This is a genomic window from Paenibacillus sp. FSL R7-269, assembly GCF_000517865.1.
Classification (GTDB): Bacteria; Bacillota; Bacilli; order Paenibacillales; family Paenibacillaceae; genus Paenibacillus_AQ.
In genome coordinates, this window is sequence record NZ_ASPS01000030.1 from 213,020 (window position 1) to 230,386 (window position 17,367).

Consider the following 17,367-nt stretch of genomic DNA (forward strand, 5'->3'; position numbering starts at 1 on the left):
CGCACAGATACTACAGCAGCTTGCGCTCCCTCATACTCTGCAAAGCCATTAAGACCCCATATTTGACATGAGAATATGTTAATCCGCCTTGCATATACCCGATATACGGTGCTCGGATGGGCGCATCTGCAGACAACTCCAGGCTTCCGCCCTGGATGAAGGTCCCGGCAGCCATGATGACCGGATGCTCATACCCCGGCATGTCCCAAGGCTCAGGCACGACATGGCTGTCTACCGCTGCTGCGCGCTGGATGCCTTGTACGAAGGCTATCAGATGCTCGGGTCCGTCAAAAGCCACCGCCTGGATCAGATCCGTACGCGGCTCATGCCAGACAGGCTTGGTGGTGAAGCCGCAGCGCTGGAACACCGCCGCAGCGAAAATACTGCCTTTCACCGCTTGTCCCACCGTATGCGGGGCCATGAACAGACCTTGATACAGGCCGCGCGTCGTGCCCAGCATCGCCCCTACCTCGCCGCCGATTCCAGGGGCAGTCAGGCGGTAGGCCGCCAGCTCCACCAGATCTGCGCGGCCGCAGATATAACCGCCGGTCTCGGCGATCCCGCCGCCGGGATTCTTGATCAGCGAACCGGCGACCAGATCAGCGCCAACCTGCGGCGGCTCCAGTGTCTCGGTGAACTCTCCGTAGCAGTTATCCACGAATACAATGACATCCGGCTTAATGGCTTTTACCCGTGCTGCCATCTCGCCAATCTCAGCGACCGTGAAGGATGAACGCCAGTCATAGCCGCGCGAACGCTGGATTCCGATCACCTTAGTGTTTCCATTTATCGCCAAGGCGACCTCATCCCAGTCAACCTTACCCTCTTCTGTCAGTGCAGTCTCACGGTAGCCGATGCCGAAATCTGCCAGAGAGCCTGTTCCGTCTCCAGGCTTGCCAACTACCTTATGTAGCGTATCATAGGGGCGTCCTGTAATGTACAGAAGCTCATCTCCGGGCCGTAGCACACCGAACAGAGCAGTAGATATAGTATGAGTTCCTGAAGCGAAATGCGGCCGGACCAGCGCAGCTTCCGCACCGAATACTTCGGCATAGACCAGATCCAGCACCTCACGTCCCCGGTCATTGTAAGCATACCCGGTAGAGCCTGCGAAGTGAAAATCACTCACATGCTGGCGCTGAAAGGCTTCGATCACCTTCCACTGATTATGATCCACAATCAGGTCCAGCGCCTTGACCGCTCCTTCGATTTCCAGCTCTGCAGCTTCCGCTGCCTGTAATAAATCCTCTGCAAATCCTGCCATGTCTCCTTCATCTCTCCTAACATTTCTGTATAATGATGTCCGCTTATGCAAGTCCAGTGCTGCCAGATAGGCACAAATTCCGGGAAAACCCGCACAGCAAAGCCTGCCTGGATCAATCTCCAAAGCAGACTGTTGCAATGCGGGGATATAGATGCTTCATCTCTAACCAGCCAAGTCAGCTTCAAACGGGTCAGATAAGCAATTATTGCGGCTCCACGAATTCAGCCAGCTTGTAGCTCCATTTATCGTAGTCCTCTTTGTTCAGCCGCACGTTATAGAGTACATCGCTTCCGTCATAATCCGGTTCAAGCACCTCGCCCACCCGGTAGAGCAGAGAAGACAGATCCCCCCGGTCTCCGGGGATGCGGAAGATTAGAGTATCCCCGGCAAGCTGGTCGCTGATGATCTCCGTGATCCGTGAGAGGTCGTCCTCATTAAAAGCACTGATCTTCAGGAAGCCCTCACCGGTCGGAAGCATCTCCAGCTGTTCCGGCTGACACAGATCAATTTTGTTGAACAATACAACCTGCGGCTTGCCTGCTGCGCCCAGATCCTGCAGAATCGTCTGAACGACCTCCATCTGCTCCTCACGCATCGGAGAAGAGGAATCCACCACATGCAGCACCAGATTGGCTTCATTCACTTCTTCCAGCGTAGCACGGAAGGAGGCTACAAGATCATGCGGCAGATTCTGAATGAAGCCGACGGTGTCCGTAAGCACGACCTCCTTGCCGCCCGGAAGCTGAAGCACACGTGAGGTAGGGTCAAGGGTAGCGAACAATTGGTTCTCGATGTACACATCGGCATCTGTCAGCTGCTTCAGCAGCGTGGATTTGCCAGCGTTGGTATAGCCTACCAGCGCCACTTGAACCGCACCGCTCTTGCGGCGGTGTTCACGGTGCAGCTCGCGGGTCTTGACCACCTCATCCAGCTGGCGCTTCAGCTCGGTAATGCGGTCCCGGATATGCCGGCGATCCGTCTCCAGCTTGCTCTCTCCGGGGCCTCTCGTACCGATTCCGCCTCCCTGACGCGACAGATTCTTACCTTGCCCGGACAGACGCGGCAGCAGATAAGACAGCTGGGCCAGCTCTACCTGGATAATCCCTTCACGGGTCTTCGCGCGTCCGGCAAAGATATCGAGAATCAGCTGCGTACGGTCAATGATTTTGAGATCCAGCGCCTCTTCCAGATTACGCACCTGCGCCCCGGACAGCTCCTGATCGAAGATGGCGGTATTTGCGCCAAGCCCGTCAGCGGCCATCCGAAGCTCTTCCACCTTGCCTTTACCGATAAACCATCTAGAATCCGGGGTCTCCTTATTCTGCCGCAGTACATCCAGCACCTCCACCCCGGCGGTCTCGGCTAATTGTACCAGTTCCTGAAGCGAAAGCTCCGGGTCTATGCCCGTGCGTTTGATTTTGTCCGTAACCAGACTGACAAGGATCGCGCGGTCCTGTACTTCGGTCTCTGTATCATGTGTTGTGATTGCCATTCATTCCATGCTCCTTATCTATTCTTCCTATACTATCCTTTGAAATCCTCAATCCGCAGCGTCATCAGCTCTTGCTTGCCCGGACTTGTGCTCTCATATTGGTTCAGTAAACGTACAGCCTGTGCACGTACGGCCTTCTCAATACTGTTGCGCACATACCTTGCATTGCTGAAAGCGTGCAGACTCTCTGTCTTCTCTGTAAGCAAATGCTGCTTGAGTCTGAGTATGGCCTGCGGCATCAGAATATAATCACGGTCCTTGGCCATCAGCTCGGCAATCTGCAACAGCTGGTCGATGGTGTAGTCGGGAAATTCAACCTGGATCGGAAACCGCGAGGGCAGACCCGGATTGCTCATCAGAAAATAATCAATCTCGCCGGAGTACCCGGCCAGAATCAGGACAAACTGGCTGCGGTGGTCCTCCATCGATTTGACTAATGTGTCGATGGCCTCCTTGCCGAAGTCCTTGTCTCCGCCGCGTGCCAGACTGTAAGCTTCATCGATGAAGAGAATGCCTCCAAGCGCTTTTTTAACCAGATCACGCGTCTTCTGGGCAGTATGTCCGATATATTCGCCTACCAGATCTGCGCGCTCTACTTCAATAAGATGCCCTTTGCTGAGCACACCCATCCGCTGGAACAGCTTCGCCACAATCCGTGCAACCGTGGTTTTGCCTGTTCCCGGATTGCCCTTAAATACCATATGGTAGGCCTGACCTCCGGTGGCAAGTCCGGCTTCACTGCGCATCTGGGCCACCTGTAGCAGGGCATAGATCTCGAAGACCAGCTCTTTGATGTTATCCAGACCTACAAGTGCATCCAGCTCCCGGCTCAGCTCCTGGAACAGTCCGCTATGGCTGCCGGGCTTGGGAGCTGCCGTGCCGCTTGCGTTATCAGCCGGCAAGCCGGACACCGGAGCCGGAGCCTGATTATTCAGCACAATGTTAATCTGCCTGGACGGTCTGCGTTCTTCCCGTCCGCTGCTTGCCGCCGCTACATGTCCGTTCACCTAGTTCACCTCATTATACAGGTCTGACTTACTCTAACCAGTCTATTCCAGTATAAAAGGGGTTATTAGCAGTTTTGGAAATTAGCAGTTTTACAGCGACAGCTCCTGCAATTTCCATTTGGTGTAGGCCAGAATCTCGCGGGGCTTATACTTAAGCATCGACATCACTTTAGACTCCGTGACACCAAGCTCCGGGTTCTTATACCCCAGCTTACGCGCAATCTCCAAGGCGCGGCGGCCATGGAATTCATGAGTAATCACGACGGCTGAAGACAATCCCTCCTGCTGCATGATTGTCTTACTGAACAGCAGGTTCTCGTAAGTGCTGGTAGACTGGTCCTCCAGATAGATCACCTTATCCGGTACTCCATGGGCAACCAGATACCTCTTCATACCTTCGGCTTCCGTGTATTTGTAGTCCGGCTGATCCAGCCCTCCAGAGACAACAAAATGGCTGAATGCACCAGATTTATACAGCTCAAGCGCATAATCCAGCCGTTCCTTCAGCCCCGGACTCGGTTCATCCCCCCACATCGACATGCCCAGAATGACTCCAGCATCCGCCTTCACCATGGGCGAGGTAGTTGCTGCACTGTTAATTCTGTTAAAGACTACTCCGCACCAGATGAATCCGGCCACAATCAGAACCAGCAGCGATAGCGTAACCACCCTCTTCGTACGGTGATGGCGCTTGCGTGATACTTTGCGGATCGGGGATGAGCCCCGCTGATAGACATACCAATCCATGATCTACTTCCTCCTAAATTCTCCGTGATGAAACAATTCGGCGCGATGCTTCAGTGAAAGGGAGAAATACGGAAAGGCATGAGCGTCTATCGCACGCAGTATGGCATTGGCTGTTGACCAGGCTAACTGATAATCACTCTCCGTGATATCTTCCCGCTCCAGCGCTTCCTCCAGTTCATCCTCATCCAGCAAAAACACTTCGCCATTCCACAGCACTACAACGTCCAGATACAGATCGTCGAACCAGGGAACCCCCTGATCCGTCACGCCCTGGACCTTGCAGGTGTCAATATACCACTGCACAATATTTTGCCGTTCATCAAACATGGCCGTCACAATATAGTGGCTGTCCTTGGGAAAATACTGCAGCCATGAATATCCCTTGTCCGCAATGCGGTATGTATGCCTGCCGTAACTCTTCCACAGCGGCTCCTTCAGCCCGTATATAGTGTAGAGTGTGATATAACCGCTGAACTCCCGGGTCTCCACATAGCGGCAGGCAAAATGGCGGCGGGTAATCCTGCGCCAGTTGGCCCGGTCTCCGAATTTACGTTTCATATGAATAACCCTCTTCTGATAATGGTGCATTCAGCTTAACACATTTTGCAAAGACACTCAAAACAAGAAAACCCCGACATCCGGCAATTCTGCATCGTGCAGAGCTCCCGGAGCTGTCAGGGTAATCGTTAATGCTATAAATTTGACTTCATGTCAGTCTAATGCACATTGCCGGGGCCTTCAACAAAACCGCTGCCCGGATCACTTGCCGGATCGGTTCCGGCATTCGGGTCAGGGATGATTCCGGGATCGACAGTACCGCTCGTCGCCTCCGGTGCCGGTGTCGGTAACGGCTCTGGCGTGGCAGGCGGCGGTGTCATCTCAGGAGGGGATGTGGCTGCTCCGCTGCCGCCCTCCCCTCCTTGACCATTGCCGTTATTACCTGGACCATGGTTGCCCGGTCCATTATTACCAGAACCGTTATTTCCTGGTCCATTATCCGGCGGATTGCCGCCGTTATCGCCATTTCCTGAATTGCCGCCGTTATCGGGGTTATCCGTAGGCATATTCGGGTCAGGCGTTATCTCTGGCTCAGGGGTCTGAAGCTCATCCTGAACGGACACAGTTACAGTCTCGGACGGTTCGCTCTCCTGATCAAGCTCCTGATAATATGCAGTCACATAATATTCATAGGACAGTCCCGGCATCGCACTGATGTCCCCGATATTCGAGGCCATGGTGTTCATAATCGATGTGAAGTCCGTCTCAGAGGTCTCACGGCGGTAAATACGGTATTCTACCCCGCTGGCCGCAGCAGGATTCCAGCTCATGTTCACCGTCATCGTGGATGGATCATAAGCAGCCTGGAAGCCCGCTACCGCCGATACCGCTTCAGGTGTCGGTGTAGCCTCTACCTCTGGAGCAGCACCCTTCGGTACCGGGAACTGCTTGGCAGGTACACCTTCTAGCGCCTTCTCCATCACCTTGCCCCAGAAGGCAGCGGCCAGCGGACTGCTGTTCTTAAGCAGATGGGTTTTGCTCGGCTTGTCATAGCCCATCCATACTGCAGCCGTCCATTCCGGCGTATAGCCTACGAACCAGACATCACGGTTCGAGCTGATGCCCTTATACCCGCTCTGCGTTGTACCGGTCTTACCGGCTACCGGACGGTTAATTTTTGCTTTTTTACCCGTACCGTCCTGTACAACACGCTGCATCATCTCAGTCATCTGATAAGCCGTCTGTTCACTCATTACACGGTCTGGCTTGGTGTTCGCCTTGTAGACCGTCTTATCATCACTGTCGGCTATCGACTTGATAGCATATGCCTCCCGCAGCTCTCCGCCGTTGGCGAAGGCGCTGTAAGCCTGGGCCATCTCCATCGTGTTCGTTCCCTCACTCATCCCTCCGAGGGCGAGCGACAGGTTCTTGTCTTCATCCTTCAGGTTGATCCCCAGCTTCTTGGCGAACTGGAAGCCGGTATTCACACCGATCTCATTCAGCAGCCAGACCGCCGGAATATTCTCCGACTTCGTCAGCGCATCACTCATACTGATCGATTTCGAGTACCCGTGCAGATTGTTCGGACAATATTTGCCGAAGCACTGCTTCTCATTACTCAGCATGGAATCATTCGTGAATTTGCCGGATTCCAGTGCCGGTGCATAGGATACCAGGGGCTTGAAGGCAGAACCCGGTGAGCGGCGGCTGCCGTCGATCCGGCTGTAGCCTTTTTTCTCATAGTTACGTCCGCCCATCAAGGCTACAACGCTGCCATTCTCCTGATTCACAATAGTCATTGAGCCCTGGACCAGCTCATCGTCCACACTCTTCTCGAAGTTATCACTGTCGGCAAAAGCATCCTCAATCGTCTCCTGGGCATGCTTATCCATGGTTGTATAAATCTTATAGCCGCCGATGTTGAGATCATCCTCGGTCAGCCCGAATTTGTCCTCAGCCTCACCAATCGCATAATCGATGAATGCCTGGTAACGCTGCTTCTTCTCAGGCGGCTTGTAGTTGTAATCCACGACCTTCGCCTCGTCCATCTGCTCCTTAGTGATCAGCTTCTGCTCATACATGAGTTGAAGCACTACGCCGCGGCGTTCCTTCGACAGCTCGGGGTTACGCAGCGGATTATAACGGGATGGCCCTTTGGGCATTGCAGCCAAGGTCGCTATTTGCCACAGCTCAAGTTTATTCAGATTGCTTTCCCCGAAATAACGGATGGAAGCAGCCTTAATCCCGTAAACCGTTCCGCCGAAAGGAATCCGGTTCAGGTACATCTTAATGATTTCTTCTTTGGTTTCTGTTTTCTCCAGTGCCACGGCAATCGAAACCTCGGTCGCCTTACGGAAGAAGGTCTTATCCCGGGTCAGGAAGATATTCTTCGCCAGCTGCTGGGTGATCGTACTGCCGCCTTCAACCATGCTGCGCGCCGCAATATCCTTGACAGCCGCGCGTCCGATGGACCAGAGATCCACCCCGTTGTGCTCGAAGAACCTTTTGTCCTCGGTGGCTACAAATGCGTCAATCAGCAGCTTGGGAATATCCTGGTATTCCACCGGGTCGCTCTTCTCCAGCGACAGCTCGCCGATCAGATTCCGGTTCCGGTCAAAAATCTGCGTCGGCGGATTCACCGTCAGCTTATCCCGGTTCTCATCCAGCAGCTTCTGCCCGTTCAGCATGATGAACAAATACCCGCCCAGCGCACAAAAAATAGCCAGCGCAACTGAAAAAAACAAACTCCACAGCACACGTTTTTTGGTTAAGAACCTTTTCTTTTTTTTCTTCGGCTTCCCTTGGGAGCTAGACGGCTGACTTCCTCTGTTTCTATTGCCGCCGCTCCGGGTTAGTTGGTCTCTGGACATGCTGCCTCCTGACTCCCTTAACGGAAAAAACATAAATGATGTTCACGAATGAAAAGAACAACCTTCTCAGGTTGCTCTCTCGCACTCTCTATTCAAACGATTTATAAACAAAAAGGTTTCGCTTCAAAACAGTAAAATCTTAATTCTCGTTATTGTTGTCCTGCATCAGTGATACGCTTCGCTGCGGAGTAAACGTGGAGATCGCATGCTTGTACACCATCTGCTGGCGCCCGTCACTGTCGATCACAATGGTGAAGTTGTCGAACGCTTTGATAATTCCCCGGATTTGAAAGCCGTTGGTCAAATATACTGTAGCAGGGATATTCTCTTTGCGCAGCTGGTTCAAGAACGTATCTTGAATGTTAATGGACTTGTTCATATGACGTACCCCCAATGGTTCAATTAGATTGTTCAGAAGTATATTCAAGACCTGTAAGAAACTTTCCTGCTATTATACCATTTAATTTCGCAAAATTCTCAGAAAAGTTTTGGCTCTCCAGGACGTCAATCCACTGAATCTCCTTCATGTGGCGAAACCATGACAACTGCCGCTTGGCAAACCGGCGGGTATCACGCTTCAGCAGCACCACGGCTTCCTCAAGCGTCATCTCCCCTTCCAGGTAGGCGGCAATTTCCTTGTAGCCCAGACCCTGCATAGACACAAGACTCCTGCCGTAGCCTTGATCCAGCAGCCGCTGCACCTCAGGCACGAGGCCATCCGCCAGCATCTGATCGATTCGGTCTTCAATACGTTTATATAGTATTTTCCGGTCCATTGTCAAACCGATCAGGCATAAATCATAGGGAGACTCCTTGTTCTGGCCGGCCAGGGAGTCGGATAACGGGACGTTCGTCTGGTGAAAAATCTCCAGCGCGCGGATGATCCGCCTGCGGTCATTGGGGTGCAGCCGCTCCGCGCTGGCCGGGTCCACCGCTGCCAGCCGGGCATGCAGGGCATCAGCCCCATGCTCTTCGGCGTAAGCCTCCTGCTGCTCGCGGAATGCCTCGTCAGCCACTGCTTCAGAGAAGCGGAAGCCGTAGCATAACGATTCAATATACAGTCCTGTTCCGCCCACAATAAAAGGCAGCTTGCCTCTCGCGCTGATCTCCTCGATCAGCCGCGCTCCCTGCTCCTGGAATTCAGCCGTGGAATACGCATCCTGCGGATCATGAATATCAATCAGATGATGGGGGATCCCCTTCATCTCCTCAGGCGTAATCTTGGCCGTACCGATATCCATCCCTCGGTAGACCTGCATCGAATCCCCGGAGATGATCTCAGCTCCGTGGGCCTCGGCCAGCTCCAGACTCAGTCTGGTTTTTCCGACTGCTGTCGGACCCAGCAATACAAGCACTTTGCGTTTCGTCTCAGTTGTCAATGGTAATCACCCCGTACGATGTTTTGGCATTGGCCCGCAGCAGCTCCTTGAAGCCGAGGCGGGTGAATTCTCCGCTCAGCGCCTTCTCCTTGAGCAGCACGGTCTTGCGTGCCACCCTGGTGGCCTCAGCCACGCTGTCAGCCGATAGCGCAGCAGGATTAGCGAATTGCCGCAGCGGCGAGATCGCCGCCGAATCCGTCAGCGGCACCCGGAACATCGGATCGAAGTAGACAATGTCGATGCTCTTGTCCGGCTGGGCCCGCAGGTATTCCAGATGGTCCCCGTGCTGCACATCAATACGGCGCAGCGCCTCATTCACCTTCACCTGGCCGGATACATATCCGCTCATCCCTTCCAGCAGTAAGGCGTACAGCGGCAGCGAACTCTCCAGCGCCGTCACCTTGGAGGTCTCTCCTCCAGTGACTGCGAACAGCAGCGAATCCGCTCCGAGTCCGGCCGTGCAGTCCAGCACACTGTCGCCGGGGAGCATGCCTGCGGCATCGATCATGGGGTCCGGCTCACCTCTTAAAATTCTTTTGGCGCGGACAAAACCCATGCTGGGATGGAATTCCATCGGCGGCATTGCCGGTGTAATCAGCCGGACTGCCTCCTGGAGGACTACCAGAATCTGTTCGTCCCCATAATGCTCCACCATCTTGCCCATCGAGAATTTCGCTCTCGGAGCATAGGCGCAGCCTGTGCGTTCCGCAAGCTCCCGGGCCCGGGCCACCACTTGCGGTATCGGGTCAAAGCCCGTGGTTATAATCATGTTGCCTCCGATCCTGCACTCTATAAATGTACAATATATCCACTACATCACGCGCTTAAACAGCTTCTCCAGATCATAAGCCGAGAATGACACAACGATTGGGCGTCCATGCGGACAGGTATAAGGCTGACGGCAGGCCGCGAGTCTGGTGAGGAGCGATTCCACTTCCAGCTCTGTAAGCTTCTGATTGGCCTTGATCGAAGCCTTACAGGAGCAGAGAATGGAGGATTTCTCGCGCAGCTTGGCGAGGTCAATCGACCGTTCGCTTAAGACCCACTCTGCCATCTCTTCAATGACCGCCTTCTCGTCCCCTTCCGGGAACCAGTACGGCAGGGAACGAACCAGGAAGGTCTGCCCGCCAAAATGCTCAAGCACAACCCCCGCCTGCTCGAACCAGTGCAGCCGTTCGCTAAGCTGCCTGCTCTCCGAAGGCGTGAACTCCAGCGTAATCGGCAGCAAAAGCTCCTGGGAGGCATCTTCCGGCTTGCCAAATTTCTCATAATAAAATTCATAATTCACCCGCTCATGCGCAGCGTGCTGGTCAATCAGGTACAGCCCGCTGTCATTCTGGGCGATGATATAGGTTCCGTGATGCTGGCCGATATAATTCAGCTCGGGAAACTGCGGAAGACCCGAGCCGGTCTGCTCCGCAGGTGCGTACAGCTCCCCGGCCGCCTGCTGCTGCCCCCGGCCAGCGATGGCTGCCTGAGGACGGTAGCTGTCGCGGGGGCCGGTGGACGGCTGGCGGTATGAACCCTGGGTGGCGTTACCGCCGCTGTATGCAGCGGCCGTCTCTCTGGCCTGCTGCGTATTGCTGCTATATGGCTGGGTATTCCCGAATGCTTGGGAAGCAGCGTGAGGGCCTCCAGCGGCAGGGTTGGTTAATGGACCAGCGCTGCCAGAGAAAAGAGCGCCGTTCGCTCCGCTGGAAGGCAGCTGATTGCCCGCTGCGGCGCCAGCACCGCCAGGTAATCCCTGTCCGTAGCTGCGCGGATCTACAGACTTATCTGTGCCTCCTGCTTCCGTACCTTGCTGAACACTGCCCGGAGCTGCACCTTTGGAGAAGGCAAATTGCTCCTGAATGAATGAGCTGCTGTTCTTGCCGCCGATGATCTCCTTAGTGGGGCGCGGAATCAGGCTCTGGCCCATCAGCAGCGAGCGGATCTGCTGCTCTATGAACCCGTACAGCTCGGGTTCTTTGCTGAAGCGAACTTCAAGCTTGGCCGGATGCACGTTGACATCCACCAGTGAAGGGTGCATCTCCAGCTTCAGGACCAGCAGCGGATAACGGTTAATCGGCAGCAGCGTATGGTAAGCGCGCATAATCGCCGCGTTCAGTCCGTTGCTGCGGATATACCGTCCCCCAACCAGTGTGGTAACCGCATTGCGGTTCGAGCGTGTCCACTCGGGACGGCTGATATAGCCGGAGATCCGGAAGTCCGGATCTTCCGCAGACACCGGGAGCATGGCCTTGGCTGCTGAGGTGCCATATACAGCAGCAATTACCTGCAGCAGATCTCCGTTGCCCAGCGTATGCAGCAATTGATTGCTGTTATGCTGAAGGGTGAAGGAGATATCCGGGTGGGCCAGTGCCATCCGGTACATGGCATCCGAGATATGGCCCAGCTCAGTCTGGATGCTCTTCATATACTTCAGGCGTGCAGGCGTATTATAGAACAGCTCGCGCACGGTAAGGTCACTTCCCTTGCCGGAAGCTGCATCTTCATTACGGATCAGCCTGCCGCCCTCGATATCCAGCACCCGCCCCTTTCCGTCGTCTCCGCTTGCGGTCAGCAGGGTCAGCTTCGATACCGCCGCGATACTCGCCAGCGCTTCTCCACGGAAGCCGAGGCTGGTGATCAGGAAGAGATCACGGCCGCTGGCAATTTTGCTGGTCGCATGGCGGTAGAAGGCAGTCTCGCAGTCCTCCGGCTCGATTCCCGAGCCGTTATCCTTCACCCGGATGCTCTGCAGTCCCCCCTCTTCCACAGAGACTTCAATACGGGTGCTGCCCGCATCGATCGCGTTCTCGACCAGTTCCTTTACCACAGAAGCAGGACGTTCCACTACCTCTCCGGCAGCAATCTGGTTAGCAATATGCTCATCCAGTACATGAATTTTAGCCATATTCGTTCACCCCGCATTTATTAATTTAATAGATAATTATTGAACATTGACGGACTGTAAAAGCCTTATTCTGACAAGTAGAAACGGCTTTGCCGTCCTTTTAAAGGACGGTACTGTTTCAGGAACAAAATCATCCTAACGGATGAGATTACCTTCGCGCGAGCACAATGTATGCTGTTTTTCACATACATTCGGGCCGTGTGCCTGCTTGCGAGTACAATGTATGCTGTTTTTCACATATATTTGGTCCATATACCGCTGAACTACAGCTCCCTTGCCTTCAGCTTCAGCTCATTCAGCAGGCCCATCGCCTGCAGCGGGGTCATATTCATCAGATCGGCGCCTTGCACGGCGTTGATTAACTCTTTGAGCAGCGGATTGTCCTTGACGGCCGGTGCCGTTGCCCCGCCCTTGCGGTTCTTGCGCGGCTCTTCCTCGCCAAAAATAGACAGCTGCACCACTTCATTGTCCTCTTCCTCTACAGGAGAAGCAAGGGATACGGCAGCTTCCCGCTGTCCGGCAGCCATAGAAGCTGCTGCTTCGGGATAGGGGTCTGGATGTGCCGGAGCTTGCGTGGTGCGTTCAGCCGAATAGGATTGGCTGCCTGTGGCAGCTCCTTCTCCGGCATCCGGCGTCTGCGCAGCGCTAGCCTGATGCTCCTGTATGACTGTTCCGCCCCCGCTCCGGTCACTGTAACCCGTGCCGTAATTCAGCGCTGCGCTGCCCGGCGGAGAAGCCTGCTCAATGCTCTGGAGCAGTCCGTAGGCCCGGTCGATAATCCCTTCCGGCAATCCAGCCAGCCTTGCACAATAAATCCCGTAGCTGCTGTCCGCAGCTCCCGGCACCAGCTTACGGAGGAAGTTCACCTTGTCGCCGCTCTCCTGGACTGCCATCGAATAATTCCGCAGCCCCTCAAGGCTCTGCTCCAGATGGGCCAGCTCATGGAAATGCGTCGATACCAGTGCCTTGCAGGCAATGGTATCATGCACGTATTCGATCACCGCCTGGGCAATCGCCATCCCTTCGCTGGTCGAGGTCCCCCGGCCCAGCTCATCGATGATGATCAGGCTGCGGGCAGTTGCTTTCTCGGTCATGACCTGAATGTCAGCCATCTCGACCATGAACGTGCTCTGGCCGCCGATCAGGTCATCCGCTGCACCGATCCGCGTGAAGATGCGGTCGATCAGTGCCACCTCGGCGCTGGCCGCAGGCACGAAGCAGCCGATCTGGGCCATGATGCAGATGAGCGCCACCTGGCGCATATACGTGCTTTTGCCGGCCATGTTCGGTCCTGTGATCAGCAGGATATTGCCTTCGTCCTTACTGAGTGTGCTGCCGTTGGCAATGAACGCCGAATCCTTCAGTACTGCCTCTACTACCGGATGGCGTCCGCCTTCAACCCGCAGATCGTAGCTGTCGGATAGCTTAGGCTTCACGAACCGGTGCTCGGCGCTGACCGCTGCTAAGCACTGATACACATCAATCTCCGCCACCTTCTCGGCCAGCGCCTGCAGGCGCGGAACCTGGCTGCTAATCCGCTCGCGCAGCTCGGTGAACAGACTGTATTCCAGATCTGTCATCTTATCCTGGGCTTCCAGGATCAGTGCTTCCTTCTCCTTCAGCTCAGGAGTTACATAACGCTCGGCGTTGGCCAGCGTCTGCTTGCGCTCGTAACGGCCTTCCGGCAGCGAGGACAGATTGGAGCGGGTAATTTCTATATAATATCCGAAGACTTTGTTGTAGCCGATCTTAAGGGATTTGATTCCGGTCACCTGGCGTTCCTTCGCTTCAAGCTCGGCAATCCAGCGTTTGCCGCTGCTGCTGGCTTCCCGCAGCTCGTCCAGCCGCTCATGGTAACCCACACGGATAATTCCGCCGTCACGCACGGACACCGGTGCATCCTCCACAATCGCCCGTTCAATATCTTCACGAAGCTCCGCGCATTCATCCATGGTTGCGCCGATCTCCCTTAAGGTAGAGGAACCAGAGGTCAGGCACATCTCCTTCAGCGCAGGAATCTGGGCCAGGGACAGCCTCAGTGCGTTCATATCCCGCCCGTTGGCGCTGCCGAAGGCAATCCGTCCGACAAGCCGTTCCAGATCATAGATCTCCTTCAGCGCCCCGCGCAGGTCCTCGCGGACAATAAACTGGTTATACAGATAGTCAACGGCTTCCAGACGGCGCTCAATCGGCGCGCGCTGCAGCAGCGGCTTATCAATCCGGCGGCGCAGCAGGCGGCCGCCCATGGAGGTCTCGGTACGGTCCAGGAGCCAGAGCAGCGAGCCTTTTTTGGAGCGTTCCCGCACGGTCTCGGTCAGCTCCAGATTACGCCGGGTGAACGGATCGAGAATCATATAATTCCCTGGTTCGTAAGGCGAGATCTGGGTAAGTTGCCCTAGTGAACGGCGCTGTGTCTCGCTGAAATAGGAGATCAGCAGCGCCAGGGCACGGCCGCGCTCCTTCTCCAGCCGGACCCAGGCCGCTTCACCGAACTGGCGGCGGGCCAGCGCTTCCTCTTGCTTGTCCCACGGGGTATAGACCACAGGCTTGGCCAGCAGGGAAGCTTCACTGCGCAGCTCCTCCAGCAGGGCCGAATCCCCAATAATCTCTGCGGGCTCGTAGATGCCAATCTCGTCGCGCAGCCACTCGGTGCTTGCGAGTACCGAGGTGACATACAGCTCACCTGTCGTCAAATCGCAGGCGGCCAGCGCCATCATCCCGTCTTCCTCTGTTACGCAGACGAGGTAGTTGTTGCTTTTGTCCGAAATGATCTTGCCGTCCATCACTGTACCCGGTGTAACGACCCGGACGATATCGCGGCGGACCATCCCTTTGGTCACCGCAGGATCATCCAGCTGCTCGCAGATCGCGACCTTGTAGCCCTTCTCGATCAGTCGCTGTATGTACCCCTCGGCGGCATGATACGGCACCCCGCACATCGGAATTTTCTCACCGATCCCGCCGTCACGGCCTGTTAATGTAATCTCAAGCTCTTTGGATGCAAGCAGTGCATCTTCGAAGAACATTTCATAGAAATCGCCCAGACGAAAGAAAAGGAAAGCGTCTTTAGCCCCCTCCTTGACTTTGAGATACTGCTGAATCATCGGCGTATAGTTTGCCATCGTCTACCTCCATACCTACTTCATACTGTTCTCTATTATAGCAGAAACTCCGCTCCCCGGGTTACCCCCGGCACGCCTGCGGCGGTTGCTAAAAGTTGGGGCGGATGTTCATGGCGGTAGAGGGAGGGGTGTCACTTAGAGGAATAGGGGGGAGTGAGGGGTGAGAGTGTGGGAGATATATGGTTTGGGGGTGGGAGGAATGTGAAGATGTTGGAGCAGGTGTAAGTCGATGCTGGGGCGTGTGAGGATGTGGGGGGCGGGTGTGAGTAACTTGTGAGGCAGGATGCTGGGCTGGGCGAGGATGTAGGGGCAGCCGTGAGTAACTTGGGGGAAGGAGATGAGATTTCCGGCAGGCTTTTTATTCTATTGTAGTTTGTACATTAGATGGCCCTGTAATTGGCTGAAAAATGGGATCTGCTGCACTTCGTACATTAGAAATCCTTACAAGGAGAGTTTTCGGACCAAATTCCAGAATTCTAATGTACAAACTACATCAGAATGTATCTCAGCGCTGGCAAACGACGATTCTGCTGCAGTAAATACAACCACTTTGATATTCACTTCGTTAATTACTTCAACAGACCCATGTAGTTGCGATAGCGGGATTAGAATAGTCACTTGTATTGGTAGCAGATATCAGATTTTACGTGGAAGTAGTGAAAATCAGTTTAACCATCCGTCTCCTGTATAAGCGAACCATGAGTGAATGATCAAAATTAACCTCAGAGTGCCACCGTTTTCTGTGTCAAACTAGAACGAAATTTCATGAAGAATTGTTTGTTTTAAAAAATAGCCGCCAAAGCAGCAGCTTCCCACACCTAGTGGTGCAGAAAAGCTGTAACCGGCGGCTATCGGGACTTGACGGGCGGCGGACTCTATTGATAAGCATCCGCCCGCCCGGACGGCAGCGCCCCGGAATCCGGCGGGGCGCTCTGTACCCAGGAGCCGCGGATATCCCGCGACTCATCCCAGCTCTGCTGCTCCGCTATGGCGCGCAGCAACGGATCAATCCACCGGGCGGCGGCTGCGTAGCCGCCCAGTGTGCGCAGCTGCGCCTCCAGAGGAGGCCAGGCTGTGCGCAGAGGAGCTTTGCCGCCGCTGTAGAAGGCGGCATGCAGGTCTTCCCGGTCGAGCGGGCGCAGCGGCAGGTCTTCATAATGGCTCACGATCAGGTGAGCCAGGCAGACCGCGCCTTTGGCGATGACCGGGGAGACCAGGAAGCTCGGCAGGGTCCGGTACTCGAAGCCGCCATGCGGCTGAGGGCGGAAATCGCCGAGCACGCCATAGCGGGGACGCCGGGCCGCAGCCCGGATGTCCTCCAGCAGGAACAGGGGCAGCGCTAGATAGTTATCTAGCGCGCGCAGGAGCGGCGCACACAGCGTGACGCCGCTGAAGTGCAGGTGGCCGCCGAGGGCCCAGCCCCGCAGCGGCATCCCTCCCGCCCGCCAGCGCAGCGAGCGGTCGGCAATGAGCCGGTCCGCCTCGCGTGCGGCGGACATCAGCTGCGCCAGCAGCGCGCGCGGTTCCCCGCGCGGCGCAGGGCGCAGCTCCGCCACCGGGAACACGCCGCGCGTTCCCGGGGGTCCGGCGTCGCAGCCCGCGACGCCGTCCATGGGCAGGTACCGCGACGCCGGCACGACGCGGCCCGTGGATTCCCGGAGCAGCAGGAACTCCGGGTCCATGCCCATGAGCAGCCCAGGCCGGCCCGGCTGCTCACTGTCAAGCATCCGCGCAAGCGCTGCGGAAGCTGACCCGTACGGCTCAGGCAGCGCTCCAGCGGGATCGGGCATCACCGGAGTGATCCCTGTCACCATGTACCGCCGCTCGCCCATGGCCCGCAGCTCCACCTCGCCGCTATCCAGGCCCAGACTATACAGCGCCCGCACCGCTGAAGTCTGCAGAACCCCTGCAGCCCCCCGCAGCCCCCTTACCCCACCACCTAAACTGCCAAGCTCATCCACGAAACTCCCATACTCACTTTGCCTTCCAGATACGCCCCCACCACTCCCATTCCCGCCTTGACTTCCAACTCCTCCCACACCATTCCTATACTCATCTTGCCCCCCAGCTCCTCCCACACCATTCCTATACT

Annotated in this window: 12 protein-coding genes; all 12 read right to left on the reverse strand. The window is 55.7% G+C overall.

The features are described from left to right. Positions 1-10: 10 nt before the first annotated feature. Complete coding sequence (locus tag C162_RS15950) at positions 11-1,264, reverse strand: methionine gamma-lyase family protein (protein ID WP_036695474.1); 1,254 nt, start codon at positions 1,262-1,264, stop codon at positions 11-13. A gap of 202 nt (positions 1,265-1,466) precedes the next feature. Then, complete coding sequence (hflX, locus tag C162_RS15955; RefSeq protein WP_036695475.1) at positions 1,467-2,756, reverse strand: GTPase HflX; 1,290 nt, start codon at positions 2,754-2,756, stop codon at positions 1,467-1,469. Between the two features lie 32 nt (positions 2,757-2,788). After that, the gene (locus C162_RS15960; RefSeq protein ID WP_036695476.1) at positions 2,789-3,763 is read right to left on the reverse strand and encodes an AAA family ATPase; all 975 of its coding nucleotides are present in this window, start codon (positions 3,761-3,763) and stop codon (positions 2,789-2,791) included. Positions 3,764-3,853: 90 nt separating this feature from the next. Next, positions 3,854-4,510, reverse strand: coding sequence for a YdcF family protein (locus C162_RS15965; RefSeq protein WP_051493564.1), 657 nt, complete (start codon positions 4,508-4,510; stop codon positions 3,854-3,856). Positions 4,511-4,513: 3 nt separating this feature from the next. Then, positions 4,514-5,068: a DUF402 domain-containing protein gene (locus tag C162_RS15970; protein ID WP_036695477.1), complete on the reverse strand. Its 555-nt coding sequence runs from the start codon at positions 5,066-5,068 to the stop codon at positions 4,514-4,516. 158 nt (positions 5,069-5,226) lie between these two features. After that, positions 5,227-7,878: a transglycosylase domain-containing protein gene (locus C162_RS15975; RefSeq protein WP_036695478.1), complete on the reverse strand. Its 2,652-nt coding sequence runs from the start codon at positions 7,876-7,878 to the stop codon at positions 5,227-5,229. 139 nt (positions 7,879-8,017) lie between these two features. Next, positions 8,018-8,257 (reverse strand): RNA chaperone Hfq, encoded by a 240-nt coding sequence (hfq, locus tag C162_RS15980; protein ID WP_036695479.1) that lies wholly within the window; start codon positions 8,255-8,257, stop codon positions 8,018-8,020. Positions 8,258-8,276: 19 nt separating this feature from the next. Continuing rightward, positions 8,277-9,257: a tRNA (adenosine(37)-N6)-dimethylallyltransferase MiaA gene (gene miaA, locus C162_RS15985; RefSeq protein ID WP_036695480.1), complete on the reverse strand. Its 981-nt coding sequence runs from the start codon at positions 9,255-9,257 to the stop codon at positions 8,277-8,279. Continuing rightward, on the reverse strand, positions 9,247-10,026 hold the full coding sequence (locus C162_RS15990; RefSeq protein ID WP_036695481.1) for a class I SAM-dependent methyltransferase: 780 nt from the start codon (positions 10,024-10,026) through the stop codon (positions 9,247-9,249). Before C162_RS15990 ends, miaA begins: the two co-directional genes overlap by 11 nt. A 42-nt stretch (positions 10,027-10,068) precedes the next feature. Further along, positions 10,069-12,153, reverse strand: a complete 2,085-nt coding sequence (gene mutL, locus C162_RS15995; RefSeq protein ID WP_036695482.1) for a DNA mismatch repair endonuclease MutL — start codon at positions 12,151-12,153, stop codon at positions 10,069-10,071. A gap of 263 nt (positions 12,154-12,416) precedes the next feature. Further along, positions 12,417-15,275: a DNA mismatch repair protein MutS gene (gene mutS / locus C162_RS16000; protein WP_036695483.1), complete on the reverse strand. Its 2,859-nt coding sequence runs from the start codon at positions 15,273-15,275 to the stop codon at positions 12,417-12,419. An 875-nt stretch (positions 15,276-16,150) separates the two neighbouring features. Beyond that, positions 16,151-17,367, reverse strand: a 1,217-nt coding sequence (locus tag C162_RS16005) for a putative amidoligase domain-containing protein (RefSeq protein WP_156949639.1), incomplete at its 5' end; no start/stop codon positions are given.